Below are 26,254 nucleotides of genomic sequence, written 5' to 3' on the forward strand. Positions count from 1 at the left end.
ACCGTCAACATGCGACACCCGGTGACAGTTGAGAAACTGACGGACGTGCAGAAGCGCGGACTTTTCCACCAGGAGTGTGAGGGGAATCGCATGGCGGCTCCGGTATTCGAGGAATTCGATCCCGAGAGCGGCTGTGAATGCCCCGGATGTACGCACTGGCGGCTTGTGCTGCCACATTCCACGGCCACCGGATTCGGCGGCCACCCGGCGGCCCACCGAGCGCTCGTCCTGGCCGCCGCGGCCGGCACGGCGCTCGGCGCGGGCCACGTCGTACCGGCCGTCGCGGCCGCCGCGCACGCCCCGCGGCTGCCCGGCGCCCCCGCGGCCGACGAACCCGACACACCGCAGGGCGGCAAGACCCCGCTCCACGGCCCCGGAGGCGTTCCGGCCAAGGTCAAGGCACCTCCGACGACCCGGGCCGAGATCATCAACCGGGCCAAGGAGTGGGTCGCCGCCGAGGTGCCCTACAGCATGAGCGCGTACTGGTCCGACGGGTACCGCCAGGACTGCTCGGGCTTCGTCTCGATGGCCTGGAACCTCGGCGGCAACGAATGGACGGGCAGCCTCGACAAGTTCGGCGTCCGGATTCCCCGGGAGCAGCTGGAACCCGGTGACATTCTCCTGTTCCACAATCCGGCGGACCCCGAGAAGGGGTCTCACGTCGTGATTTTCGGGGGCTGGACGGATTACACGCAGGACTATTACATCGCGTACGAGGAGGCCCGCCCGCGCGCCCGCAAGCAGGCCACTCCGTACGCCTACTGGAAGTATTCGGACCGCTATCTGGCGTACCGCTACAAGGGGCTGAAAGGGGGAACCGAGGGCGAGGGGCCGACTTCTCCAGTCGGCCCCAAGACTCCGGCCACCCCGACCACTCCGACCACTCCGGCCGCCCCCGTCACCTCTCCGGGGACGAAACCGGCGGCGCCGCCCTACCCGGGTGCGGCGGCCTTCGGGCCCGGGGCGAGCAACGCCAGCGTCACCCGGCTGGGGCGGATGCTGGTCGAGCGGGGCGCGAGTGCGTACTACTCGGCGGGGCCCGGACCGCGCTGGTCGGAGGCCGACCGCAGGGCCACCCAGGCGTTCCAGCGGGCACAGGGCTGGACCGGGGCGGACGCGGACGGGTTCCCGGGGCCGGCGACCTGGGCGTACCTGGTGAGCGACAAGGGCCGGGACATCGTCGCCCCGAGCGGCGGCAGTTCCGGCAAGCCCGGGCGGCCCCCGGCCGGAGGTGTCGCCTCGCACGGCGTCCCCGGCTATCCGGGGCGGGCGTTGTTCCGGCCGGGCGCCAGCAACGAGTACGTCACCCGGCTCGGGAAGCAGCTGGTGAAGAAGGGGTTCGGCAAGCACTACACGCAGGGGCCGGGACCGCGCTGGGGCGAGGGCGACCGGCGCAACGTCGAGGCGTTCCAGCGTGCGCAGGGGTGGCGCGGCGGGGCGGCCGACGGCTACCCGGGTCCGGAGACCTGGCGGCGGCTCTTCTCCTGAGGGGCTCGGACGGCCCGGGGAGCCCGGACGGCCCGGGGAGCCCGGACGGCCTGGGGAGCCGGGCCGGTTCGGACGGCTCCCGACGGCACTTCTCACGACAGCTCTCTCATGACAGTTCTTCCTGGCGCGGAGGCACGGAGGCACGTATGAGTACGACGACTGAACAGTCCCCGGAGTTCGAGGGGGCCCCAGAGGCGGGCGGTCGGGACACGGGTGGCCGCGGGGCGCGGCTCATCCACAACGAGGCGACCACCGAGATCCCGGTCCACCTGCTGTTCCGCGACGAGCCCGAGCCGGTGTCCGTACCGCTCGCGCCCGCCGTGGTGAGCCGGCGGCGCGGCACCGGCGAGCAGCCGAGGGTCACCCGGCGCTCTCCCGCCCCGGTGCGGCAGCGGCCGGTGGTGGAGGTCGACCCCGACCTGGTGGAGCGGCCCGCGGGCGTACTGCCGGGCATGGTCGGGGCACTGGCCGGTGCCGTCGGCGCGGCGGGCTGCGTCCTCGCGTCCTGGTGGGCGGGCGTGCTGCCGCCGCTCGCCGTGGACGCGCTGGGGCTGCCGGTGCGGATGAGCGCCGGGCTCGGCGGACCGCAGTGGGCGGCGCTCGCCGGGGCCGGGGCGCTCACCCTGTTCGGGTTCGGCGGGCTGGCCCGCGGCCGTACCGGGCGCGCCTGGGTGCTCGGCCTCTTCGGCCGCTACCGGGGCACGGTCCGGCGCACCGGGCTCATGTGGGTCAACCCGCTGGTGCTGCGCCGCCGGATCGACGTACGCCTGCGGCACTGGCGCAGCGACCCGATGCCGGCGGTCGACGCGAACGGGGTCGCGCTGAGGGTCGTGGTGCTCGTCGTCTGGCGGGTGCGGGACACCGCGCGCGCCGCGCTCGGCGTCGAGGACCACCAGCGGTATCTGCGCGAGTGCGTGGAGGCGGCGCTGGCCCGGGTGCTCGCGCAGCTGCCGGCCGATGTCGCGCCGAACTCGCCGAGGGCCGCCGAGTCCGCGACCCTGCGCAACACCGAGGCCGTCGGCGACTCGCTGACCCGGATCGTGGCCGCGGACGCGGCGGCGGCCGGCCTCCAGGTGTTCTCCGCGCAGCCGCTGCGCGTCGAGTACGCCCCCGAGGTCGCCGCCGTGATGCAGCGCCGCAGGATCGCGGCACTCGACGCCCAGCACCGCGACAAGGTCCTCACCTCGGTCGTCGACTCCGTCGAGGACACGGTGACCCGGCTGACCGTGCGCGGGCTCGTCGAACTCGACGACTACGAGCGCAAGGCTCTGGTGAAGGATCTGACGGTGGCGTTCTATACGGGACATGGAGATCGCTGACCGCCGCACCCCCGCACCGAATCTCGCCGGGCTCGCCGAGTACGCCTGGAATCTGACCGCCGACACCCCCCGCGCCGTCCTGGGCCTCGCGGGCCCGCCCGGCGCCGGGAAGTCGACCCTCGCCCGTGCCCTGGTCGAACGGATCGGCGAGGGCGCCGCCTATCTCCCGCTCGACGGCTTCCATCTCTCCAACGCCCAGTTGGAGCGCCTCAGCCTGACCGCCCGCAAGGGCTCCGAGCCGAGCTTCGACGTGTGGGGGTACGTCGACCTGCTGCGCCGGGTCCTCGACGAGACCGGCCGCGACATCTACGTACCGGACTACGACCGCACGCTCGACGAGCCGGTCGCCGCGCGGCACGTGGTGCCTCCGGCGGCCCGGCTGATCGTGACCGAGGGGAACTACCTCGCCTGCGATCTGCCAGGGTGGCGGGACGCCCACGTGTTCATGGAGGAGTGCTGGTACGTCGAGGCGCCCGGGGACGTGCGTCAGGTGAGGCTGGTGGAGCGGCAGTTGGCGGGTGGGAGGAACGAGGCGCAGGCGCGGGACTGGGTCGCGACCAACGACGATCCCAACGGCGAACTCGTGGAGAAGTCGCGGGACCGCTGCCATCGAATCCTCTCCACTATTGGTATGGACATGTTCAAGGCTCAGCAATAATCTGGGACTTGGTCTAGACCTGAATCATCGCCACACGCATCGCGATGCGCACGCACAGCTCACGGAACTTCCCCCACGTTCTCCAGGAGCGGCAGCATGCGAGAAACTCCCCATCCCCGGAAGCGACTGAAGTGGTACGCCGCCGCGGTCGGCCTCGCCACCACGGGAGCGCTCGTGCTCTCCAGTGGTGGCGCCACCGGCCACGGCTACACCGACCTGCCCATCAGCCGGCAGAAGCTCTGCCAGAACGGCTCCGTGACCAACTGCGGTGACATCCAGTGGGAGCCGCAGAGCGTCGAGGGGCCCAAGGGCTTCCCGGCGGCCGGGCCCGCGGACGGGCAGATCTGCTCCGCGAACCACGGCAACTTCGGCGCGCTCGACAAGGCGACGACGCCCTCGGGCGGTGCCTGGCCGACGACCAAGGTCAGCGGCGGGCAGAGCTACACCTTCCGCTGGCAGTTCACGGCCCGGCACTCCACGACCGACTTCAAGTACTACATCACCAAGAACGGCTGGAACCAGAACGCTCCGCTGACCCGGTCCGCGCTGGTCACAGCCCCGTTCCTCACCGTCCCCTACAGCGGCCAGCCGCCGGCGACGCTCTCGCACAGCGGCACCCTGCCGACCGGCAAGAGCGGTCACCACGTCATCCTCGCGGTGTGGACGATCGCCGACACGGCGAACGCGTTCTACGCCTGCTCGGACGTGACGTTCTGAGCGCCCGACACCCGTTCGCCGCGCAACTCTGAGCATCTCTTGAGGCTCTTGCCCACCCCCCACGGGTAGGTTCCACGCACGTCGCCACGACCATGACGGCGTGCGTGGAGCTGTACCGAACATCGGGGGATGTCGATGGACTTCATGTTCTATGCGGTGCCGGGCCTGATCATGGCCGTGACCGTCTTCCTGGCGGTCAGGGTGATCCGCCGCGCGCTGGAGCTCAGGCGGGCCTGGAACAGCGGGCTGACCGCGGAGGCGCGCTGCCTGCGCACGTACACGACGACCAGCGGCGGCAGCGGCGACTCCTCCGTGCGCACGACGCTGCACCACGTCTACGAGTTCACGGCCCGCGACGGGCGCACCATCCGTTTCGAGGAGGAGGGCGGACCGGGCACGACGCTCGAGGGCGACATCGTCGTCGTGCACTACGCCGAGGGTGAGATGGTGAAGGCCACGGCCCAGGCGCCGGGCCGCGTCAGGAACGCGGCCTCCACCGTGGGCATCCTGACGTTCCTCTCCGTGGTCGTGGTGTTCTGCGTCGGTTTCATGGTCACGTACACCGAGGCCTTCGGCGACAACTCTTCCGTCTCCCACGTGGACGAGCCTCCCTCGATCGACGACAGGCCGTACAACAAGGTGCCGTGACCGCCCTTCCGCACCTGACCCTCCACATCTGACGCCCCGTCAATTATGGTGCGCCTCCATGGGATCCAGGAGCGTGGGGACCGGCGCACGGACTGTCGCGGAGCTCGTACAGGACCGGTGGGGCGACCACCGGCCGGGGCTGTGGTTCGAGGAGCGGACCCTGACCCACCACGAGGTGGCCGCGGGCGCGGCGGCGCGGGCCGCACTGTTGACGGACCTGCTGCCGCCCGGCGCGGAGCCGCACGTGGGCGTGCTGCTCGACAACACCCCCGAATACCCGCTGTGGCTGAGCGCGGCCGCCCTGGCGGGCGCGGCCGTCGCCGGGATCAACCCCACCCGCCGCGGCCCCGAACTCGCCCGCGACATCCTGCACACCGAGTGCCGCGTCCTGGTCACCGAGCGGGCACACCTCCCGCTCCTCGACGGACTCGAACTCCCGGGCGTGCGGCTGCTGGTGACCGACACCGAGGCGTACGAGCGGCTGCTCGCGCCGTACGCGGACGCGCGCCCCGAGCCGACGCGGGCCACCCCGGGAAGCCGCCTCCTCCTGTACTTCACCTCCGGCTCGACGGGGGCGCCCAAGGCGGCGATCTGCTCGCAGGGGCGGCTCGCGGCGGCCGGGCGGTCGCTGGTCGAGCACTTCGGGGTGCGCGCGGACGACGTGCACTACGTCTGCATGCCGATGTTCCACGGCAATGCGGTCATCGCGGACTGGGCCCCCGCCCTCGCGGCCGGTGCGGGCGTCGCCCTGCGACGGCGGTTCTCGGCCTCGGGCTTCCTGACGGACGTACGGGCGTACGGGGCCACCTACTTCACGTACGTGGGACGGGCCGTGCAGTACATCCTGGCCACCCCGGCCCGGGCCGACGACCGGGACAACCCGCTGCGCACCGGCTTCGGGACGGAGGCGGGGGCGGTGGACGCGGCCGCCTTCGAGGCGCGGTTCGGGGTGCGGCTGGTGGAGGGGTACGGGTCCTCCGAGGGCGGCGCGGCGATCCAGCGGACGCCCGGCACACCGAAGGGGGCGATCGGACGGGCCGCCCCCGGCGACGATCTCGCGGTGGTCGACCCGGCGAGGCGGACGGAGTGCCCCGCGGCGGCCTTCGGCCCCGACGGCAGGCTGCTCAACGGGCATGAGGCGATAGGGGAGTTGGTGAACCGCGGGCCCAACCCCTTCGAGGGCTACTGGCGCAACGAGGCGGCGGAGGCGGCCCGGCAGAGGGGAGGCTGGTACTGGACCGGGGACCTCTTCTACCGGGACACCGACGGGTTCCTGTACTTCGCGGGGCGCACGGACGACCGGCTCCGCGTCGACAGCGAGAACCTGGCCGCCGCGGTGATCGAGAACATCCTTGCCCGCTACGAGGGCGCGGACGCCGTGGCCGTCTATGCCGTGCCCGACCCGGTGGCGGGCGACCAGGTGATGGCCACCGTGGCCGGCTCCTTCGACCCCCTCGCCTTCGAGACCTTCCTGCGCGCCCAGCCGGACCTGGGCACCAAGATGGCCCCCCGCTTCATCCGGATCGTGGACCGCATGCCGGTCACCGCTACCAACAAGATCCACCGGGTCGGGCTGCGGCGGGAGGGGTTCCGGTGCGCGGATCCGGTGTGGTGGCGGCCGGCGGGGGAGTCCGCGTACCGGAGGCTGGACGAGGAGGACCTGGCGGAGCTGATCGCGCGGTACCGGGCGCGGGGGCGTGAGGAACTGCTGGGGAGGTAGGGCCGGACCCGGCCGGCCGCCGCCTTCGACGCCGAGGGGCAACGCAGAAGGCCCCCGCTCTCGCGGAGGCCTTCGTGTTGTGCGCCGCCAGGGACTCGAACCCCGGACCCGCTGATTAAGAGTCAGCTGCTCTAACCAACTGAGCTAGCGGCGCATGACTCTCGCCAACCGCTTTTCGCGGCTGGCGACAGAAAAAATAATACCTGGTCCGTGAGGGTGCTCCGGACCACGCCGCCCGCGGTCAGATCGCGAGCGAGAGCAGTACCGGCGCCGCGCCCCGGTTCAGGGTGGCCGCCGCCTCGCGCAGGCGGTGGGCGTGGGAGACCGGGAGGGAGAGTGCGAGGCAGCCCACGGCCGAGCCGGCCGTGATGGGGACCGCCGCGCACACCGTGCCGACCGCGTACTCCTGGAGGTCGAGCACGGGCACGGTGGGTGCCTGGGCGTCGAGCCGGGACAGGAACGCGCGCTCGTTCGTGATGGTGCGCGAGGTGAGGCGGGCCATCCTGTGGCGGGAGAGGTGGTCGCGCCGGCCGTTGAGGTCGAGCTGGCCGAGAAGGCTCTTGCCGATCGCGCTGGCGTGGGCGGCCGAGCGGAAGTCCACCCATTCGTTGACCGCCGGGGTGCTCGGGCTGTCGGCCCACTGGGAGACGTGGATCTCGCCGTCCACGTACCGGCTCATGTAGACGGCGGCGCCGACCGAGTCGCGCAGCCGGTCGAGGTTCCGCTGGAGCTGGGCGCGCAGGGCCTCGTCCCGGCCGTGTGCGGAAGCCAGCCTGCCGAGCGCCGCCCCGGTGGCGTACGCCCCGTCGGCGATCTGCTCGACGTACCCCTCGCGGCGCAGCATCCGCAGGAGCGCGGTGAGGCGCTCCGTGCCGAGGCCGGTGCGGCTGGCGAGTTCGGCGTCCGTGACACCGGCGGTGTGCCGCGCCGCCACGGTCTCCAGGACGCGCAGGGCGTCCTGGGCCGAGTGGTACGGCACGGTCGGCTCGACCTTCACGACAGCTCACCTCGCAGTGACGCTCCGGGTGCTGGCAGAAGTTTTTTCTGCCGGGGGTCCGGGGGTTGTCCCCCGGAATAGTGCAGCAGCGCCACGGTATCCCCTTGCGCTTTTCGGCCCGGCTTTCACTTCAACGCAGCCCGGACGGCCGGGCCCCCTCCACGATAGCCGCCAAGAGGCTTACGGGGAGGGGCTGTTGGCGAGATTGGTGGCGCGTTCCAGTCCCCTCAACAGCGGGGCATCCTTCTGGCATATGCCAAAGTCATGCCCCATCGGCTCGGTCTCGGAACCCTGACGTCTTCACCTCTTGAAGACCGCCGGTGACGCTCCCGAGGGATTACAGCACCGCGCCGAGGAACTCCCGCGTCCGCTCGTGCTCCGGGTCGCCGAAGATCTTCTCCGGCGGACCGGACTCCAGGACGCGCCCCGAGTCGAACATCAGCACCTGGTCGGAGATGTCCCGGGCGAAGTTCATCTCGTGGGTCACGCAGAGCATCGTGATGTCGGTGGTGCGGGCGATGTCCCTGAGCACGTCGAGGACGCCCGCGACCAGCTCGGGGTCGAGCGCGGAGGTCACCTCGTCGAGGAGCAGGACCTGCGGCCGCATCGCCAGCGCCCGGGCGATCGCGACCCGCTGCTGCTGGCCGCCGGAGAGCTGGCTCGGGTACTTGTCGACGTGCTCGGTCAGCCCGACCAGTTCGAGCAGCTCCCGGGCCCGCTCCTCGGCCGCGTCCTTGGACATGCCGAGCACGGTGACCGGCGCCTCGGTGATGTTGCGCAGCACCTTCATGTTCGGGAAGAGGTTGAACTGCTGGAAGACCATCCCGATGTTCTTGCGGACCTCGCGGATGTGCTTCTCGCCGGCCGGGACCAGCTTGCCGTTCTTCTCCTCGTGGGTGAGGTAGTCGCCGTTGACCTTGATCGTGCCCTCGTCGGGCTTGGCCAGGGTCATCAGCAGCCGCAGGATCGTCGTCTTGCCGGAGCCGGACGGGCCGATCAGTGTGACGTGCTTGCCGGAGGCTACGGAGAAGTCGAGCTCGTCGAGGACCACGTTGTCCCCGAAGCGCTTGGTGACCTTGTCGAAGCGGATCAGCTCGCTGCCGTCCGTCGCCGGGTTGGCGTCGGAGTTGGCGTCGGGCTCTTTCATCAGAGGGGTGTCAGCGGACAAGACGTCGCTCCAGGGCTCGCATGAGGAGGGAAGCGGGATAGGAAATGAGGATGAAGGCCACGCCGATGACCGTCAGAGGCTCGGTGAACTGGAAGTTCTGCTGCGCGAACAGGCGCGCCTCGCCGAGCATGTCGAGGACGGTGATCGCCATCAGCATCGGCGTGTCCTTGAGCATCGAGATGACGTAGTTGCCCAGCGCGGGCACCACCCGGCGGATCGCCTGCGGCAGGATCACCGCGGTCCACGTCCGGGTCATGGGCAGGTTCAGTGCCGTGGCCGCTTCCCACTGGCCGACCGGCACGCCCTCGATACCGGCCCGGTAGACCTGCATCGTGTACGTCGAGTAGTGCAGCCCGATCGCGACGACACCGGTGGTCATCGCGGAGAACGTGATGTTCCACTCGGGCAGCACGTAGAAGAGGAAGAACAGCTGCACCAGCAGCGGGGTGTTGCGGATGAACTCCGTGACGACCCCGACCGGCCAGCGCACCCAGCGGCTCGGCGTGCGCATCAGCAGCGCCCACACCAGCCCGAGGGCGAAGGAGATCAGCGAGCCGAGCACCAGGGCCTGCAGGGTGACCAGCAGTCCGTCCCAGAAGTGCGGCATGAAGTCGCCGACGGCACTCCAGTCCCATTTCATCAGCGACCCCCTGCCGCTTCGGCGCCGACGGCCGTGGTCTCAGGGCGGGGCGCGGGAAGCTTCCCGCCGCCCTCGGGCACCCTGCCGAGCCCGGCCTTCAGCTTCTTCTCCAGACCGCGCATGACCCGCGTGAGCAGGAAGGCGATCACGAAGTAGATCAGCAGGATGTACGTGTAGATCTCCGCGCTCTCCTGCAGCGCGAGCCGCACCAGGTTGCCGCTGAACGCCAGGTCGCCCATGCCCATCACTGACACCAGGGCCGTGCCCTTGAGCAGCTCGATCAGCAGGTTGGAGAAGGGCGGGATCATCTCCGGCACCGCCTGCGGAAGCAGGATCAGCCGCAGCCGCTGCCAGGGCGTGAAGCTGAGCGCGATGCCGCCCTCACGCTGTGCCGGGTCGACGGAGTTCAGGGCGCCGCGCACGATCTCGGAGCCGTACGCCCCGTAGGTGAGACCCAGTGCGAGGGTGCCCGCCCACATGGGGACCAGCTGCCAGCCGAAGGCCGGCGGCAGCACGAAGAACACCCAGAAGATCATGATCAGCGCGGAGGTGCCGCGGAACACCTCGGTGTAGAAGCCCGCGAGGAAGCGGACTATCCACAGCCGATGGGTGCGCGCGATACCCACCACGAAGGAGACGACCGCGGCCAGCGCAGCGCTGAACACCAGCAGCTGGACCGTGACCCAGATCCCCTTCAGTACGAGTTCCCAGAGTCCCGATGTCATCCGCCGCACAACTCCTTCGCGGTCATATCGGTCATCTCGTTCTTGGTGAAACCGAAGGGCTGGAGGATCCGGAACAGCTCACCGCTCTCCTTCAGCTTCCTGAGTTCCACGTTGAAGGCGTCCCGCAGCCCGGTCTCCGTCGGACGGAACGCGAAGCCGCCGCCGTCGACATGCGGCTTGCCGTCCACGAGGGGCGCGAACGGCTTGGTCGACTCCGTCTTTCGGGACTTCTTGACGACCTCGCGGGTGGTCAGCGCCGTACCCGCGAAGACGTCGACACGGCCCGCCTCGACGGCGTTCAGACCCGCGACCTGGTCCGGGACGATCAGGATGTCGCTCTCCTTGTACCCGGCGTCGACCGCGTACTGGATCTCCGCGTAGCCGGTTCCGGTCGCGAACTTCGCCTTCGACTCCACGACGTCCTTGTAGTCGTGCAGGTTCTTCGGGTTGCCCTTGCGCACGATGAAGGAGTCGAGCATCTGGTAGTCGGGGTCGGAGAAGATCACCTGCTCGCAGCGTTCGGCGTTGATGTACATGCCGGCGGCGACGACGTCGAACTGCTGGGAGTTCAGACCGGGGATGAGCGAGCCGAACTCCGTGGGCACGGGCTGGACGCTGTCCACCCCCAGCCGCTTGAAGATGACCCGCGCCAGTTCCGGTGCCTCGCCGGTGAGCTCGCCGTTCTTGTCGATGTAGCCGAAAGGGATCTCGCCGGCGATACCGAGGCGTACGACGCCCTGGGCTTTCAGACGGTCCAGGAGATCACCGCCTTCCTTGCCGGACGCCGTGGCCACACGGCTGCATCCGGCCGCGCCGAGCGCACCGAACGCCGCGACGCCGGCCAGCAGTGACCGGCGGCTCGCGCCGCGTTTCTTCTCTTCCGCGGAAGCTTCCTTCGGGTCGTTCCCAAGTGGTGGAGCCATGGGCGCGCGGCTACCCGGGACGATGCGAGTTATGCGGATCTGTTTGCGCCCCGTTTGCGACAGGGCCCTCTTGACCCGGGGTGGACCATGGAAATCATGACCGACCGCTACATCGACGTGTCCCTGTCCAAGCGCGGAGTCCACTGCACCGCCAAGCTCCTCGACGACCGTGCGCCGATCACCTGCGAGGCGGTGTGGAACGCGCTGCCGCTGAGCAGTGACGTGTACCACGCGAAGTACGCCCGCAACGAGATCTACGCCCTGTTCCCGGCGTTCGCCCCGGCCGAGCCGCCGCTGGAGAACCCGACCGTCACGCCCATTCCGGGCGATCTCTGCTATTTCTCCTTCTCCGGTACGCAGCTGGGTACGCAGGCGTACGGGTACGGCTCGGGCGCCGGTGTCCAGGCCGGCGCTCCGGTGATCGACCTCGCCCTGTTCTACGAGCGGAACAATCTGCTGCTCAACGGGGATGTGGGGTGGGTCCCCGGGATTGTGTGGGGGCAGGTGGTGGAGGGGCTGGATGCGATGGCGGAGGCGTGCAATGACCTCTGGCGTGCGGGCGCGCTGGGAGAGACGCTGAGCTTCTCCCGGGTCTAGGGGCTGCAGGGCTGGGGTTTGCTGGGGAGCTGCGGGCCGGTGGGGGCTGGTCGCGCAGTTCCCCGCGCCCCTAAAAGCCAAAAGACTGCGCAGTTCCCCGCGCCCCTGGGGGGTGGATGGTTGACGTGTTGGGTTCACCGCGGGTCGGTGGGGGGTTGCTCGCGCAGTTCCCCGCGCCCCCAAGGGCAAAAAGCCAGGGGCGCAGCCCCGCTTTTCAGGGGCGCGGGGAACTGCGCGATCAGCCCCCACCGGCCCGTAGTCGAATCACCGGCCTTACAGCGGAGTGCTCGGCGGGGCGATCCCCGCGACCCCCGCTTCGTACAACGCATGCGCTGTCCGCAGGACCAGCGAGTCCTGGTGGCGGGCGGCCACGATCTGGAGCCCCACCGGGAGACCGGAGTCATCCATGCCTACCGGGACGGTAGCCGCGGGCTGCTGGGTCATGTTGAACGGGTACGTGAACGGGGTCCAGCCCGTCCACCGGCGGTGCCCCGAGCCACGGGGAACCTCCGCGCCCGCCTCGAACGCGGTGATCGGGATCGTCGGGGTGACCAGGACGTCGTAGGTCTCGTGGAAGAGGCCCATCCGGCGGCCGAGTTCCATACGTACGTCCACCGCCGCGAGATAGTCCAGCGCGCTGGACCGGGCCCCGGCCTCGCAGATCTCCCGCAGCCCCGGGTCCAGCAGTTCCCGCTGGTCGGGGCCGAGCCGCTGGGTGACCCGGGCCGCCCCGCCGAACCACAGGGTGTGGAACGCCTCGACGGGATCCGTGAAGTCGGGGTCGGCCTCCTCGACGTACGCCCCGAGGGACGCGAGCCCCTCCACCCCGCGCCGCACCGCCGCGGCGACCCCGGGCCGCACGGCGACCTGGCCACCGAGGGAGGGCGAGTACGCGACGCGCAACCCCCGCACGCCGCCGGCCAGTCCGTCCACGAACGAGCCGTTCACCGGGCCGAGCTGCGACCAGTCGCGAGGGTCGGGACCGCTGATGACGTCCATCATCAGGGCGGCGTCCGCCGCGTCCCGTGTCATCGGCCCGACGTGCGCCAGCGTGCCGAACGCGCTCGCGGGATACAGCGGCACCCTCCCGTACGTCGCCTTCAGCGCGAAGATCCCGCAGAAGGCGCCGGGGATACGGACGCTGCCGCCCCCGTCCGTACCGAGGGACAGCGGGCCCGCGCCCAGCGCCACGGCCGCCGCGCTGCCGCCGCTTGACCCGCCCGAGGTGCGTGAGAGGTCGTACGGGTTCCGTGTCACGCCCGCCTGCGGTGAGTCGGTGACGCCCTTCCAGCCGAACTCGGGTGTCGTCGTCCGGCCGACGAACACGGCCCCGTGCTCGCGCAGCCGGGCGACGGAAGGCGCGTCCTCGTCCCAACGGCCCTCCGGGGAGATCGTTTTGGAGCCCTTCAGGGTCGGCCCGCCGCGCATCAGCAGGATGTCCTTCACCGAGACCGGCACCCCGTCGACCAGCCCCGCCGGCTCACCGCGCCGCCATCGCTCGGCCGACTCCGCGGCCTGGGAGAGGGCCGCGTCCGCCTCGACGCGTACGAACGCGTTCACCGCGGGCTGGACCTCCTCGGCCCTGTGCAGCGCGGCCCGCACCACGTCCACGGGGCTGAATTCGCCCTTGCGGTATCCCTCGACGAGTCGTACAGCGGTCAGCTCGGTGAGCTCGGTCATCCGCCCCTCCAACGTGCTTCAGTGGACGTGCTTCAGTGGCCAGGTACGTATCCACGCTGCTTGTCGACGACGTTCGGCAGCGGCTCTCCCGTCTCCCAGAGCTCGTACAACTCCACGAACTGCGAACCGAGTTCGTCCCGCCAGCCCACCGTGTCCCCGCTCATGTGCGGCGACACGATGAGGCCCGGGGCCTCCCACAACGGGCTGTCGGGGCCCAGCGGTTCGTGCTCGAAGACGTCGAGCGCCGCCCCCGCGATCCAGCGGCTCGCGAGAGCCTCGGCCAGCGCTTCCTCGATCACAAGCTGCCCGCGACCGACGTTCACGAAGCGTGCCGACGGCTGCATCAGTCCAAAACGCCGCGCGTCGAACATCCCGTGCGTGTCCTCGGTGAGCGGCGCCGCGGACACCACCCAGTCGGCGCGCGCGATCAGCCGGTCGAGATCCTCCGGGCCGTGCACCCCCTCGCGCGGCGTGCGCCCCACGAGCGCCGTCGTCATACCGAGCGCCTTGAGCGTCCCCTCGATCGCACGCCCGATCGGCCCGGAACCGACCACGCACGCGCGATTGCCGGAGATCCGCTGCGACTCGCGGTGCCGCCACTCCCGGGCCCGCTGCAGGTCCCAGGTGCGCGGCAGGTCCTTGGCCATGGCGAGGACGAGCGCGGCCACGTACTCCGCGATCGGCTGGTCGAAGACGCCGCGCGCGTTCGTCACCAGCGTGCCGGACGCGGCGAGTTCGGGGCACATCAGGTGGTCCACGCCCGCGCTCGCCGTGTGCACCCAGCGTGGTCGCGGGCCCTCGCCGGGCCAGGCCCGGCGCACGGCGTGCGAGGCGAAGTCCCAGACCAGCAGGACGTCCGCGGAGGGCAGGAGCGCGGCCAGCGACGACTCGTCGGCGTGCTCGACGCGCACCCGGCCGGTGAGCCGGCCGAGCCGGGGCGGCGGGTCGGCGTCGAGCACCAGGAGGGTTGTCTTTTCGGCCAGGTTCGGGGGCGTGGCAGAGGTCATCGGGGGGAAACCATTTCGCAACGAGGGTCCGCTTCTCTGGTATCTGGACGCTGGACGCCGGGCTCTGAGTGCTCGCGGGACATCGGCCGAACCGTCTGGGACCGGCCGTCGGGCCGGGGGCGCACAGCCGTCTCAGATGCGCGGATTGACCACGCTCGCACCGGAACCTACCTTCGTCAACAAGGGCTAGTTTCCGTGGGAATCCCGGAGTCCCGTCCGTTCCCCTGTCCCGACGTCCCGGCATGCGCCGGCTTGTGTCCCCCCGGCCTCCCGGCCGGTCACCACCGCTCGCTCGATCTGAGTTGGGGCTGCTCATGGACGTCTCCTTCCTTGGTGGACCACACCCTCAAAGGGGTGTCGGCGTCGTCGCTCCCTTCGATTTCGCTCTCGACCGTGAACTGTGGCGCTGGGTCCCCGACGAGGTCTCACTCCACCTCACCCGTACGCCGTTCGTGCCCGTCGAGGTCAGCCTCGACCTGGCCCGACTGGTCAGCGAGCACGAGACGCTCGGCGACGCGGTGCGCGCGCTGAACGCCGTCGGGCCGGAGATCGTCGCGTACGCCTGTACGTCCGGCAGCTTCGTCGGCGGTATCCCGGGCGAGCGCGCGATGTGCGAGGCCATGACCCGGGCCGGCGAGATCCCCTCCGTGACCACGTCCGGCGCCCTCCTGGAGGCACTGGAGGAGCTGGGCGCACGCCGGATCGCGCTCGTCACGCCGTACACCGTCTCCGTCACCCAGTCCCTGGAGGAGTACCTCGCCGAGGCGGGCATCACGGTCACCGGCCGCGCCTACATGGGCCTGACCAGGCACATCTGGAAGGTCCCGTACCGCAACGTGGTCGACATGGCCCGCGACGCCGTACGCGGGCAGGCGGACGCCCTCTTCATCAGCTGCACGAATCTCCCCACCTACGACGTCATCCCGCAGCTGGAGGCAGAGCTGCGCATTCCGGTGATCTCGGCCAACCAGGTGACGATGTGGGCTGCCCTGCGTCACCTGGGTACCCGGGCAGTAGGGCCGTATCAAGCGCTGATCGACGAGTCGGCGCGACAGCGGCCCGTACCGCCCGCGCTACCGGCAGAACCAGCGCTACCGGAAGAACAGGAAGGTTGGGCATGACGGCTCTCGGATTCCTCTACCCGGGCCACTCGGCCGAGGACGACTACCCGCGCATGGAGCAGCTCCTTGGCAGCGACATCCGCCTCCAGGTCGTCCACACGGACATCGGGGAGGACGCCCACCGCGTGGACGCGTTGCTGGAGATGGGCTCGGCGGCCCGGCTCGCCGCCGGGGTCGAGGACCTGCGGCTGTCCGGGGCCGAGGCGGTGGTCTGGGCCTGCACGAGCGGCAGTTTCGTCTACGGCTGGGAGGGCGCCCACGATCAGGTCCGCACCCTGGCCACGACGGCGGGGCTGCCTGCCTCGTCGACGTCCTTCGCGTTCGCCCATGCCGTACGGGAGCTGGGCGTGAAGCGGGTCGCGATCGCGGCGACGTACCCCGACGACGTGGCCGTTCTCTTCGGGAACTTCCTGACGGACGCGGGCCTGGACGTCCTCGGCGTGCGCAGTTCCGGGATCATCACGGCGGCCGAGGTGGGTACGTGGGGTGAGGCCGAGGTGCTGGCCCTGGCCCGCGCGGGCGACCATCCGGAGGCGGAGGCCGTCCTCCTCCCGGACACGGCCCTCCACACGGCCTCCCACATCCCGGCCCTGGAAAAGGAACTCGGCAAGCCGGTCCTCACCGCCAACCAGGTCACGGTCTGGGAGGCCCTACGCCTCACGGACCGCCGCGTGAACGCCCCCGAACTCGGCGCCCTCTTCACCAGGGAGCCGATCGTCCAGGCGTGACCGCCCCAGGCCCCGTGGGGTGTGTTGTCGGGTGCGGGTTCGTTGTGGCTGGTCGCGCAGTTCCCCGCGCCCCTAAAGACCTAAGGGGCGCGGGGAACTGCGCAGTCTTTTGGGGGTCCGGGGGCGGAGCCCCTGAGGAGTGACGGGACTGGGTAGGGGCGGCGGGGGCGAGGGAATAAAGCGGAGCCCACCTCCTGTTAGGTCAGGCGCGGACAACGCGTCGTACCAAACAGGAGGACCCCCGTGGCGGCACCGGACCACACCCCCAGCGAACCCGACGAGATCAGGGCGGAGGCGAAGGGGACCGCACAGGTACCCCTCTCCGTCCTGGACCTGGTCACGGTAGGCGCCGGCCGCACCGCGACGGACGCCCTCCGCACCAGCGTCAAGCTCTCCCGCCTCGCGGAGGACAGGGGATTCCACCGCTACTGGGTGGCCGAACACCACTCCATGCCGGGCGTGGCCTCCACCTCCCCCGCCGTGATCCTCGCCCACCTCGCCGCCCACACGACCCGCATCCGCCTGGGCTCGGGCGGCGTGATGCTCCCGAACCACGCCCCGCTGGTCATCGCGGAGCAGTTCGGCACCTTGGAGGCGATGGCTCCCGGCCGCGTCGACCTGGGCCTTGGCCGAGCCCCCGGCACGGACGGCGCCACCGCGGCCGCCCTCCGCCGCACCGAGCGGCTCAACGAGGGCGCGGACGACTTCCCCGAGCAGCTCGCGGAGCTCACCCGCTTCCTGGACGACGACTTCCCGCCCGGGCACCCCTACGCCCGCATCCACGCGGTCCCGGGCCCCATCCAGGCGACCTCCCCCGGCGGAGTCCAGTCCCCGCACCGCCCGCCGATCTGGCTGCTCGGCTCCTCCGGCTTCAGCGCCCGCCTCGCGGGCACCCTCGGTCTGCCCTTCGCCTTCGCGCACCACTTCTCGGCGCAGAACACGGTCCCGGCGCTCGACCTCTACCGCGAGTCCTTCCGGCCGTCGGCCGTACTCGACTCGCCCTACGCCCTGATCGGCGTCTCCGCCCTCGCGACGGACGACGAGAAGGAGGCCCGCCGCCAGATCATGGCCGCCGCGCTGAACATGGTCCGCCTGCGCACCGGCCGCCCCGGCCTGGTTCCCACCCCGGAGGAGGCGGAGGCGTACGAGTTCAGCCCGATGGAGCGGGAGTTCGTCGACTCCTGGAACACGAACGTCGTCCACGGCACCGCCGACGAGGTCCGCTCCGGCCTCGACGACCTCCAGAAGCGCACCGGCGCCGACGAGTTGATGCTCACCGCCAACGCCCACAGCGGCGACGTACGCCTGCGCTCCTACGAACTGATCGCGGACGCCTACCAGTTGCCCGCGGTCGGAGAGACTCAGGCCGGGGAGCCTCAGGCCTGAGAGCAGGCCGCCGTCAACAGCGCGGAGATACGATCCGGCGCCACCGGCCGGGAGTACAGCCACCCCTGGCCGGTGTCGCAGCCGATACGCCGCAGCCGTGACGCCTGTCCCGCGGTCTCCACGCACTCGGCGGTGACCGTCAGACCGAGCCGGTGCGCGAGCTGGATCATCGCCTCGACGATGACCTCGTCCGCCGGGTTGGAACGGGCGTCCGGACCCGCGCCGTTCTCGCCGGTCTCGTACTGGAAGCCCCGCACGAACGACCCGTCGAGTTTCAGCACCGAGACGGGCAGGCGGCTGAGGTAGGCGAGGTTCGAGTAGCCCGTGCCGAAGTCGTCGATCGCGATGCGTACGCCCATGTCGCTGAGGGCCTGGAGGGCCTGCAGCGGGCGGCCCGCGGAGCCCATCACCGCGGACTCGGTGAGCTCCAGTTGCAGGAGGTGCGGGGCGAGGCCGGTCTCCGCGAGGGTCGCCGCCACGTCCGCCACCAGGTCGGAGTCCCAGACCTGGCGCACTGCCACGTTCACGCTGACGAAGATCGGTTCCGCGTCCGGGTGGTCCAGCTGCCAGCGGCGCGCCTGCCGGCAGGCGGTGGCCAGAACCCAGCGGCCCAGCTGCACGATCGAACCGTCTTCTTCGGCAAGTCCGATGAACCGATTCGGCGTCAGTGTGCCGAACTGGGGATGGTTCCATCGCACCAGTGCCTCGACCCCGCGCACCCCGCCGTCCTCCATGCACACGAGCGGCTGGTACTCCAGCGCGAACTCGCCCTTCTCGATGGCCGGGCGGAGTGTGGAGGAGAGGGCCTGGCGTGTCATCCGGTGGGCGTTGCGCTCCGGGTCGAACAGCGTCCAGCGGGACTTGCCGTCGGCCTTCGCCCAGTACAGCGTCGTGTCGGCGGCCTGCATCAGACCGGTCGCGGTGGTGCCGGCCGCGTGCCGCTCGACGACACCGATCGAGGCCGAGACCGAGAGTCGCTGCCCGGAGAGGTCGAACGGCACCTGCAGGGACTTCAGTACGGAGTCGGCGAGGTCCGCGAGCTGCTCCGTGCCCGTGGAGTCCTCGACCAGCAGCGCGAACTCGTCGCCGCCGAGCCGGGCGACCAGCGGGGTGGCAGGCCTCGCGTACCCGGCCTCGTTCGCGCAGCGCGTCAGCCGCTCGGCGACGGCCGCGAGCAGCCGGTCGCCGACGCGGTGGCCGAGCGTGTCGTTGACCGCCTTGAACCCGTCGAGGTCCAGATAGCAGAGCCCGATCCGGCCGGTGCCTGACTCCTCGTACGCCTCCGCCTCCAGCGCGGCCGAAAGTCGCTCGAAGAACAGGGTGCGGTTGGGCAGCCGGGTCACCGGGTCGTGCATCTGCAGGTGGCGCAGCCGGGCCTGGAGTTCGCGGCGGGCGCTGATGTCGGAGACCGAGAGCAGCACCGCGCGCTCCTCCTCGGGCAGCGGACTGACCGTCACCTGGGCCCAGAGGGAGTGGCCGTCGGGGTGTTTGAGGCGTCGGGTGCAGCGCAGCCTGGCCTGCCGGCCGTGGAGCACCTCGCGGTACGCGTGCCACGTACGGGCGTCCGAGGCCAGGTCCACCAGGTCGGCGGCGATCCGGCCGGTCAGCCCTTCCGGGCCCGCGCCGAGGAGCGCGGCCAGGGTGTCGTTGGCCGTGACGACCAGACCCTCCCGGTCCACGACCGCCATCGCGAGGGGAGCGGCGGCGAAAGTGGCGCGGAATGTACGGGCGCCGGCCTCGGTGTCGGTGCCGGCAGGGGCTCCGGCGCCGGCGCTGGGATGGGGATGGGGATGGGCGTCGGCACGCGGATCGGTGCCGGTGTGGGGGTGGCCGTCGGCCTCGAAGTCGATCCCGGGGCGCGGCGGAGGACCGGCCGGGGAAGCGGCCGAGAGCCGGGCCGGAAGTCCCGCCGACAGGCCGGACGGAAATCCGGCGAGGAAGTCGGCCGGCAGTCCGGCAGAAAGCTCGGCGGGGAGTCCCGCCGAGAGGTCCAGAGGGGGTGCGACCAGGGATTCGACGCGTGGGACCCGTTCCTCGTGAGGAGGGGTCCCGACGCGACGAGAGGCCGCGATGTGACTCTCTGTGACGGCCGGCCGGACGAGGTCTACCGCGGGCGCCGGCCCATCGGACGTTCCGCTCACCGTTCGCTCCCGCTGTGCACTCGTTCGTCGTACAGGTCTCGTCGAGGGGTCGGCCGGTGGTGGACGGCCGCTCTAGCCGTGTCCGCGCAGGAAAGTGTGCCGATCATAGAGGTTGGCCGTAGGGCCTTCCAGCTACTGTCCAGTGTCCCGGATGAACCCCTCTCTCTGACAGATCGTTTCTGCCCGCAGCTGGACGGGTTCCTTCCCTGGTCGATCACTTGTGACGTTCCGTGAGTGCTCGGGGTGTCGCCGCGTCCTGGCGCCCCCCTGGCGCTCCCCGATGTTCTCGGTCGGATGTCGGCCCTCTCACTCCTTTGGTTCAGATAAACAGGGCGTAAACGATCAAAACGGCACAGGCTGGGTGCGGTATCCCGAATTCCGCATCCGGAGGTCGACGTGCCGCGTCTGCTCCCCCTCAAGGGGCTCACCCGTGGCGGGGTTCGGCCCCGTTGGCGAGGCCTCGGCCGGCCCGGATCGGGTCGGCCCGGTCCTGGTCGGCGTGTACCGGCATGGTGGCGGCAGACCTGGCGCGACCGCTGGTGGCACGCGCCCGCGGCCGTGTTCACCTCCATGACGGCCCTCGCCGCCACCTCCCTGGTGACGGGCCCCTCGGTCGCCGTCCCGCTCTCCATGCCGTGCGCCCTCAAGCGCACCGAGGCGCACCACTCGGAGGGCCTGGACACCTGGAACGCCGCCTACCCGCGTCCCACCAGACGCCTCGACGCGGTGATGGTCTTCCTCTCCTTCCCGGACGCCGACCCGCTGACCACGCCGGACGAGCTGACGGCCGACTACTTCCCCGCCACCAGCCGCTTCTTCGAACGGGCCTCGTACGGCAGGTTCCAGCTCCGCCCGCACCCGCTCACCGAGTGGATCCGGATGCCGCGGGCCTCCACCTCGTACGCCATACAGCGCGACTGGAGCGCGGCGGCGCGCTCGGCGTATCTGCGCGACGCCCTCGCCGCGGCGGACGACCGGGTCGACTTCTCCCGCTACGACATCGTCTACTTCGTCGCCGACCCGGACGCGCCCGGCGTGGACTCGGACGCGACGAAGGTGGTGAACATGGACACGCCGCTGCGGGCCGACGGGAAGGACATCCGCCGGGTCGTCACGGTCTTCGAGAGGCATCCGCCCGACCGGCTGGTCCTGGCCCACGAGACCGGACACGTCTTCGACCTGCCCGACCTCTACCACCGCCCCTCCGACGGCAAGGGCGACTGGGACACGTACGTCGGCGACTGGGACCTCATGGGCAGTCAGTTCGGCCTGGCGCCCGACCTGTTCGGCTGGCACAAGTGGAAACTCGGGTGGCTGGAAACACGCCAGGTGGCGTGTGTTCGGGACGCGGGCGGACGGGGTACGCGGCTGACGCTGGAGCCTCTGGGGGCGGGGGCCGGGGTGGCCGCGGCGGGTTCGGAGGTCTTCGAGAGGGTGGGTGTTCCCGGTGCCGGGCCGGAGTCGGAGGGCATGGGATTCGGGTCGGGGAACGGGACGAAACTGGCGGTGGTGCGGACCGGGCGGGACACCGCGGTCGCCTTCGAGGCGCGCGGGCCGGTCGGCAACGACGCGGCGGTCTGCTCACAGGGAGTACTCGTCTACCGCATCCGCGGCGGGACCCAGTCCGGCGGCGGCCCGATCGAGGTCGTCGACGCGCACCCCTCGTCCGCGGCCTGCTGGGACGACTCGGTCTATCCGCCGCTCGCCGACGCGCCGGTCGGGCTCGGGGAGAGCTTCACCGTGCCGGGTGAGAACGTGCGCGTCGAGGTGGAGGACCGGACGGCTTCGGGGGCGTGGACGGTGACGATCTCGACCGGGAGCTGAGAGTGTCTCGTCGGCGGTAGGGCATGGCAGGCATGCGAAAGGCCCCTCGCTCTCGCGAGGGGCCTTTCACCGTCTGTGCGCCGCCAGGGACTCGAACCCCGGACCCGCTGATTAAGAGTCAGCTGCTCTAACCAACTGAGCTAGCGGCGCTTGCTGACGTCGTAGACCTTAGCATCCTGATCGGCGGGAGGAAAAATCGATATCGGGGCCTCGGGGGAGGGCTCGGGGACGCGTCGGCGGGCCGCTGACCGGGCAGCTCGTATCGCCGCCCAGAGCAGGATCGCCGGGGTCGGCAGCCAGGGGTGGCGGGTGTCGGGGGCGACCAGCCAGCGGGATTCCGCGGGCGGACGGGAGCCGGCGCGGGGAGCGGCCGGGACGGTCGGGGTGGGGGGCGGGATCGTCACCGCGTCACCGGTGCCGTGGCAGAGGAGCGGCGGGACCGTCCGGGCCCGCTCGGAGGCGCCGCCCGAGCCCCACTCCTCCCACTCCAGGAGCGCGGGCAGACGCTGCGCGGTCCCGGGCGCGGCGAACAGGAGCATCCGGCCCCGGTAGGTGGCCACGGGGCCCGATCCCGGCCCCTCGTCCCACAGCCGGTCCAGCATGCGGCGGCCGAAGATCGCGGGCGCGTTGACGACGTCGAAGGCGAAGCCGCAGGACAGGACCACCGGGGCGGTGGGCCGGTCCTCCCAGAAGGCGAGCGTGCTGCGCGGGTACGTGCCTGCCGAGGCGAGCCAGGCGGCGCCCTCGGAGGTTACCCCCGAGACGTCGAACCGGTCGGGGAGCGGTTCGACGGTGCCCGGGCCTGTGTCGAGGCCGGAGCCTGGGCCGGGGCTGTCGGGGGCGATGCTTACCGGGTTCCGATCGCTGCTCATGTCATCTAGAGCTACCGGGGGTGAACGGCCCGTCCCTGAGGGTTGCGGGAATGGGGGACAGCGGGGTGCGGGGTGAGGTATCTTGCCCGCCTGGCATATGCCAGGGGTTTGTTTTCGGCTGGGCGTGGCTTGGATGCGCGGCTGCCACACGGTTGATGCACGGCTGTCCGGGGGCCGGTTGCCCGTACGGCTTGAGCAGTGGGTTCGGTGGCCGGGTTCGCGGGCCCGGCCCGGGTGTCCCGCCTGCGTACGGTGTCCGCGCGCGGCCTTGGCGCTCGCTGTAGCTGTCGCTTCCGTCGGCGCCGGCGCTCAGACCGGGTCCGCGTACCCCTCGGCGTCCGCGCCGCGCAGCAGTTCGCGGCCGAACTCGACCATCTTCTTCGCGTAGTCCTCGGTCCACTCTGCCCGTTCGGCGATCTCCGCGGGCGTCAGCCGGTCGAACCGGCGGGGATCGGCGAGCTGTGCGGCGGCCATCGCCTGGAACTCGACGGCCCGGTCCGTGGCTGCGCGGAACGCGAGCGTCAGTTCGGTGGCGCGGTCCAGCAGCGCCTGGGGATCCTCTATCGATTCCAGGTCGAAAAAGTGCTCGGGATCGGCAGCAGCCTCCGCGGGCTCGAAGAGCAGCGGCGCGGGGCGAAGCCGCGGCTCGTTCCGACGCGGCGTGGGCTCCGCCATGACTTCTCCTCCTCGTACGGTGGTCGGCCCGTCCTTGTTGGTGGGCCACCGTCCATTGTCCCTTGACTCCGCAAGAGCGCCTCAGGGCGCGGCTGACCGGCCCTGATGCACGCTCTCTCCTACCCTTCGCGCTCCCTCACGACTCCCACGAGACCCGGTGCTCCGCCAGATGGGAGAGCACCGCGTGGTTCGCCTCCCAGCCGTCCGGGAACTTCACCGTGACGCCGAGCTGGACCGGCTCCGTGGACGGGTGGTCGTCGAGGAGGTCGGTGACGCCGGCGCGGCAGACGACGATGCAGGCATGGCGGTGGCGGGAGGCCAGGACGCACAGGCGGCCCGTTTCGAGGTGGAAGGCCGTCGCGTCGGGGCGGCCCGACAGCGGGTGCAGGACGACCGTCACGTCGTACTCGCGGCCCTGGAGACGGTTCGCGGTGTCCACGGTCACGTCCGTGACGCCCAGCTCCGCCAGGGCCGAGCGGACGGCCGCCGCCTGATCGCGGTGCGCGGTGCCGACGGCGATGCGGTCGGCCGTCAGCGGGGCCGGGTCGGGGGATCGCTCCGAGGTCGCCGCGCCGCCCCGGTCCAGGAGCCGGCGTACGACCTGGGCCAGCGCCCGGATCGCCTCCGGGTCCGTGCGCGGGGTGTTCCGGGCGGGCAGTTCCAGCAGGCCCCAGCCCGATTCGGCCGCCTCGTCGATGACCCGGTCGGGGCCCGAACCGTCCGACGGGACGGCGAAGGCGAGGTGGCGGTCGCCGTGCCCGGTGCCACTGCGGAACGGAGTGAAGGGGTAGAACGCGTCCGAGACCAGCGGCGCGGCCGACGCCGGAAGCCGCCAGGAGACGGGGAGGCGGTGCTGCGGCAGCTCCGGGTTGTGGGCGAGGAGCGTCGTGACGGCGGAGGCCGAGGGGTCGTACGACAGCCCGGCCCACTGCTCGCTGCCGACGATCGCGAACGGGTCCAGCTGGCCCGGGTCGCCCACGAAGAGCGCCCGCTCGAACAGCCCGGCCACGGCCAGCAGCGCGTCCGACCGCATCTGGTACGCCTCGTCGACGATCGCGTGCCGCCACGGTTCGACGCCCTTGACGTGCGCCCACTTCGCGGCCGTCGAGATGACGACGTCGAGCCCGGCCAGGTCCCCGGCCTTCGACGACTTGCGGACGTGTCGCAGGTCGTCGAGCGCCTTGTCGTACGGGTCCGCGTCGCTGCTGTGCAGTCGGCCGACGGGCAGCTCGGGGTTCTTCTCGGCGAGCCGCAGCACCAGGTCGTCGACCTGCGCGTTCGTCTGCGCGATGACCATCAACGGGCGTCCCGCGTCGGCCAGTTCGAGCGCGGCCCGTACGACGAGCGTGGACTTGCCGGCGCCGGGCGGGGAGTCGACCACGACACCGCGGGACGTCCCGTGCAGGGTGTCGCGCAGGATCGCGTCGGTGGCGTGGGCGGCCTCGGCGCCCGGATCGAACACGGTGGTCACAGGACGTCCTCTTCGGTCACGGCGTCGGGCTGCACCTCGAGTCGCGGGGCGGCGGCATCGGTCTCGCCGGGCGGCCCGCCGTGCGTCCACGGCGTCTCCTCCGGGTCGGGCAGCTTCGCACCGCCCCGCTGCTCGTGCTCGAAGAGCGTGAAGCAGACGAGATCGCCCTTCTCCGGTACGGATCCGGTCTCGGGTTCCTTGCCGCGGCCCATCTTGTCGACCACACGCAGCACGACCAGGGAGCCGAGGGCATGGGTGGGGTCGTCGCTCTGGTCGGGGTGGCTGTGGGCATCGGAGGTGCCGTCGCCCTCGTGCCGGGCGTACTCGACGAACTCCGCCGCCTGCGGCTTTCCGCCGAGCGAGCGGTAGACCTTGGCGCGCTCGCCGAAGTGCGGCCGGTCGTCCGTGCGGACGGTCACGAGGGGGCGCGGGCTCGGCCGCTTGCCCTCGCTGTACGCCATCACGACATCCGTGACCTCGCCCGCGAAGGCCTCGCCCGCGAGCCGCCGGCCGGCCATGACGAGCGGGTCGTCGAGGGCCTCCTGGGCCTCCAGACGGGCCTGTTCGCGCTCGCGCGTGGCGAGTTTGTTCGCCGCCGTGACCGCGTCGTCGCGGCGCGGCTGCGGGGGCTCGCCCGCCAGGACCCGGTCCCGGTGGCCGGTGAACGACCAGCGGTCCCGGGTCCACCGGTCGGCCGTGTGGGCGCCCTCGGGCAGGGCGCGCAGCAGGTCGAGGCCGCGCCACACCGCGTCCCAGGTGGGGCGGGTGCGGCTCTCCACGAGGTCGCGGATCTGCCGCTCGGCGGCGGTGAGTTCACCGAGGCGGTCGTCCGCCTCGATGCCGTCCTCGGCGGCCGCGAGTGCCGTACGCGCGCGGTCGTAGCGCTCGATGGCGGGGGCGAGCAGTTTGTTGTCGAACGCCGGGTCGGTGGCGGGTCCGGCCGGCGGGCAGAGGAGCTGTCCCTTGCCGTCCCGCCGCAGCTCGGCCCGCAGAGCGGCCTCTGCGCCGGACTCGCCGTCCGGCGGGTCGATCCAGGCGAGCAGCGCGCCGAGGTGCTGGTCCTCCAGGCTGGACTGCCCGGTCGCCCAGTGCCGGGACAGGACGTCGGTGAGTGCGAGGAGGAGCGAGGAGCCGGGTACGCGGGAACGCTCGCCGTAGTGCGTCAGCCACCGGCCGAGCAGCGGTACGCGCGGGGGCGCCGGGTGCGGTGTCTCCGGGTCCTGCTCGGCGGTGCGGCGGAAGCGCATGGAGCGGCCGAGCAGCCGTACGAAGTCGATGCCCGAGCGGCTCGGGACGATCAACTGCGGGGCGTCCGCGCACAGTTCGACCTCCACCTTGACCCGCTTGCCGGTCTCCGGGTCGGTCTCGTTGCGCTCGGCCGCCTCGACGTCCGCGGCGTACGCGTCGATGTACGGCAGGACGATGTCCGCCAGCTCGGCGAGGAACGCGAAGCGGAGGTCGCGGTCGCGGGGCTGGGGGACGACGAGCAGGCGGGGGGTTTCGCGGTCCGTGCCGACCAGTGCCCCTAGCGGGGCCCCGGCTTCTCCTGCGGTGGTGAGCGGGACGAAGACGAGGGGGTGCGGGGAGAGGTGGCGGTGGTTGGTGGTGGCCAGGGGTTGGGCTCGGCCGGTGTCCACGGCTTCCAGGCGGGCGAGGGTGGTGATCAGGGACATGGGGCTGCCTCCTGGGAGGGGCTCGCCGAGTGGTGCGGTTTGGTGTGTGGGGGTTGTGTTTTGGGTGCGGGGCGGT

At 71.3% G+C, this 26,254-nt stretch carries 23 protein-coding genes and 2 tRNA genes; 11 read left to right on the forward strand and 14 right to left on the reverse strand.

Features of this window, described 5'->3' with window-relative positions; translation table 11 throughout:
* Window positions 1-90 precede the first annotated feature (90 nt).
* The 6 genes from QF035_RS32730 (at window position 91) to QF035_RS32755 (ending at window position 6,550) form a co-directional block, all read left to right on the forward strand.
* On the forward strand, window positions 91-1,488 hold the full coding sequence (locus QF035_RS32730; RefSeq protein ID WP_307524013.1) for a peptidoglycan-binding protein: 1,398 nt from the start codon (window positions 91-93) through the stop codon (window positions 1,486-1,488).
* 146 nt (window positions 1,489-1,634) lie between these two features.
* A complete protein-coding gene (locus QF035_RS32735; RefSeq protein ID WP_307524014.1) occupies window positions 1,635-2,807 on the forward strand; it encodes an SPFH domain-containing protein in 1,173 nt (390 codons plus the stop codon).
* The gene (locus tag QF035_RS32740) at window positions 2,794-3,465 is read left to right on the forward strand and encodes a nucleoside/nucleotide kinase family protein (protein WP_307524015.1); all 672 of its coding nucleotides are present in this window, start codon (window positions 2,794-2,796) and stop codon (window positions 3,463-3,465) included. Before QF035_RS32735 ends, QF035_RS32740 begins: the two co-directional genes overlap by 14 nt.
* A 96-nt stretch (window positions 3,466-3,561) precedes the next feature.
* Window positions 3,562-4,182, forward strand: coding sequence for a lytic polysaccharide monooxygenase auxiliary activity family 9 protein (locus QF035_RS32745; RefSeq protein WP_307524016.1), 621 nt, complete (start codon window positions 3,562-3,564; stop codon window positions 4,180-4,182).
* 135 nt (window positions 4,183-4,317) lie between these two features.
* Window positions 4,318-4,830 carry a hypothetical protein gene (locus tag QF035_RS32750; protein ID WP_307531604.1) on the forward strand — a complete coding sequence of 171 codons (513 nt, stop codon included), beginning with the start codon at window positions 4,318-4,320 and terminating at the stop codon, window positions 4,828-4,830.
* Window positions 4,831-4,888: 58 nt separating this feature from the next.
* Window positions 4,889-6,550 carry a long-chain-fatty-acid--CoA ligase gene (locus QF035_RS32755; RefSeq protein ID WP_307524017.1) on the forward strand — a complete coding sequence of 554 codons (1,662 nt, stop codon included), beginning with the start codon at window positions 4,889-4,891 and terminating at the stop codon, window positions 6,548-6,550.
* An 80-nt stretch (window positions 6,551-6,630) separates the two neighbouring features.
* Here QF035_RS32755 and QF035_RS32760 read toward each other — a convergent pair.
* The 6 genes from QF035_RS32760 to ehuB form a co-directional block, all read right to left on the reverse strand.
* Window positions 6,631-6,704, reverse strand: a tRNA-Lys gene (locus tag QF035_RS32760).
* A gap of 87 nt (window positions 6,705-6,791) precedes the next feature.
* Window positions 6,792-7,547, reverse strand: coding sequence for an IclR family transcriptional regulator (locus QF035_RS32765; RefSeq protein WP_307524018.1), 756 nt, complete (start codon window positions 7,545-7,547; stop codon window positions 6,792-6,794).
* A gap of 337 nt (window positions 7,548-7,884) precedes the next feature.
* Window positions 7,885-8,694, reverse strand: a complete 810-nt coding sequence (ehuA, locus tag QF035_RS32770; RefSeq protein WP_143632512.1) for an ectoine/hydroxyectoine ABC transporter ATP-binding protein EhuA — start codon at window positions 8,692-8,694, stop codon at window positions 7,885-7,887.
* A 10-nt stretch (window positions 8,695-8,704) separates the two neighbouring features.
* Complete coding sequence (gene ehuD / locus QF035_RS32775; protein WP_307524019.1) at window positions 8,705-9,355, reverse strand: ectoine/hydroxyectoine ABC transporter permease subunit EhuD; 651 nt, start codon at window positions 9,353-9,355, stop codon at window positions 8,705-8,707.
* Entirely contained in the window at window positions 9,355-10,080 is a 726-nt protein-coding gene (ehuC, locus tag QF035_RS32780) for an ectoine/hydroxyectoine ABC transporter permease subunit EhuC (RefSeq protein WP_200397966.1), read from the reverse strand. Before ehuC ends, ehuD begins: the two co-directional genes overlap by 1 nt.
* Complete coding sequence (gene ehuB / locus QF035_RS32785; protein WP_307524020.1) at window positions 10,077-11,003, reverse strand: ectoine/hydroxyectoine ABC transporter substrate-binding protein EhuB; 927 nt, start codon at window positions 11,001-11,003, stop codon at window positions 10,077-10,079. The genes ehuC and ehuB overlap by 4 nt, the downstream gene beginning before the upstream one ends.
* 96 nt (window positions 11,004-11,099) lie before the next feature.
* Between ehuB and QF035_RS32790 the strand changes: the two genes are divergently transcribed.
* Complete coding sequence (locus QF035_RS32790; protein ID WP_307524021.1) at window positions 11,100-11,600, forward strand: DUF3830 family protein; 501 nt, start codon at window positions 11,100-11,102, stop codon at window positions 11,598-11,600.
* Window positions 11,601-11,873: 273 nt separating this feature from the next.
* On the opposite strand, the gene QF035_RS32795 is transcribed toward QF035_RS32790, so the two are convergent.
* Window positions 11,874-13,280: an amidase gene (locus tag QF035_RS32795; protein ID WP_307524022.1), complete on the reverse strand. Its 1,407-nt coding sequence runs from the start codon at window positions 13,278-13,280 to the stop codon at window positions 11,874-11,876.
* A gap of 32 nt (window positions 13,281-13,312) precedes the next feature.
* On the reverse strand, window positions 13,313-14,287 hold the full coding sequence (locus QF035_RS32800; protein ID WP_307524023.1) for a D-2-hydroxyacid dehydrogenase: 975 nt from the start codon (window positions 14,285-14,287) through the stop codon (window positions 13,313-13,315).
* A gap of 314 nt (window positions 14,288-14,601) precedes the next feature.
* Here QF035_RS32800 and QF035_RS32805 point away from each other — a divergent pair, with 314 nt between their 5' ends.
* From QF035_RS32805 to QF035_RS32815, 3 genes are all read left to right on the forward strand, one after another.
* Window positions 14,602-15,408, forward strand: a complete 807-nt coding sequence (locus QF035_RS32805; RefSeq protein ID WP_055615652.1) for a maleate cis-trans isomerase family protein — start codon at window positions 14,602-14,604, stop codon at window positions 15,406-15,408.
* Window positions 15,405-16,136 (forward strand): maleate cis-trans isomerase family protein, encoded by a 732-nt coding sequence (locus QF035_RS32810; protein ID WP_307524024.1) that lies wholly within the window; start codon window positions 15,405-15,407, stop codon window positions 16,134-16,136. The genes QF035_RS32805 and QF035_RS32810 overlap by 4 nt, the downstream gene beginning before the upstream one ends.
* A 243-nt stretch (window positions 16,137-16,379) precedes the next feature.
* A complete protein-coding gene (locus tag QF035_RS32815) occupies window positions 16,380-17,522 on the forward strand; it encodes an LLM class flavin-dependent oxidoreductase (protein ID WP_307524025.1) in 1,143 nt (380 codons plus the stop codon).
* On the opposite strand, the gene QF035_RS32820 is transcribed toward QF035_RS32815, so the two are convergent.
* Window positions 17,513-19,663 (reverse strand): putative bifunctional diguanylate cyclase/phosphodiesterase, encoded by a 2,151-nt coding sequence (locus tag QF035_RS32820; protein ID WP_373466769.1) that lies wholly within the window; start codon window positions 19,661-19,663, stop codon window positions 17,513-17,515. The genes QF035_RS32815 and QF035_RS32820 overlap by 10 nt on opposite strands.
* A 396-nt stretch (window positions 19,664-20,059) precedes the next feature.
* Between QF035_RS32820 and QF035_RS32825 the strand changes: the two genes are divergently transcribed.
* Window positions 20,060-21,487, forward strand: coding sequence for a M6 family metalloprotease domain-containing protein (locus QF035_RS32825; RefSeq protein ID WP_373466770.1), 1,428 nt, complete (start codon window positions 20,060-20,062; stop codon window positions 21,485-21,487).
* Window positions 21,488-21,563: 76 nt separating this feature from the next.
* Here QF035_RS32825 and QF035_RS32830 read toward each other — a convergent pair.
* The 5 genes from QF035_RS32830 to QF035_RS32850 form a co-directional block, all read right to left on the reverse strand.
* Window positions 21,564-21,637, reverse strand: a tRNA-Lys gene (locus QF035_RS32830).
* Window positions 21,628-22,359, reverse strand: coding sequence for a bifunctional DNA primase/polymerase (locus QF035_RS32835; RefSeq protein WP_307524026.1), 732 nt, complete (start codon window positions 22,357-22,359; stop codon window positions 21,628-21,630). The genes QF035_RS32830 and QF035_RS32835 overlap by 10 nt, the downstream gene beginning before the upstream one ends.
* 309 nt (window positions 22,360-22,668) lie before the next feature.
* Window positions 22,669-23,034 carry a hypothetical protein gene (locus tag QF035_RS32840; protein ID WP_189843370.1) on the reverse strand — a complete coding sequence of 122 codons (366 nt, stop codon included), beginning with the start codon at window positions 23,032-23,034 and terminating at the stop codon, window positions 22,669-22,671.
* A gap of 136 nt (window positions 23,035-23,170) precedes the next feature.
* Window positions 23,171-24,505, reverse strand: a complete 1,335-nt coding sequence (locus QF035_RS32845; RefSeq protein ID WP_307524027.1) for an AAA domain-containing protein — start codon at window positions 24,503-24,505, stop codon at window positions 23,171-23,173.
* Entirely contained in the window at window positions 24,502-26,178 is a 1,677-nt protein-coding gene (locus QF035_RS32850; protein ID WP_307524028.1) for a hypothetical protein, read from the reverse strand. Before QF035_RS32850 ends, QF035_RS32845 begins: the two co-directional genes overlap by 4 nt.
* Window positions 26,179-26,254: the final 76 nt, after the last annotated feature.

This window comes from Streptomyces umbrinus (assembly GCF_030817415.1).
GTDB classification, from domain to species: Bacteria; Actinomycetota; Actinomycetes; order Streptomycetales; family Streptomycetaceae; genus Streptomyces; species Streptomyces umbrinus_A.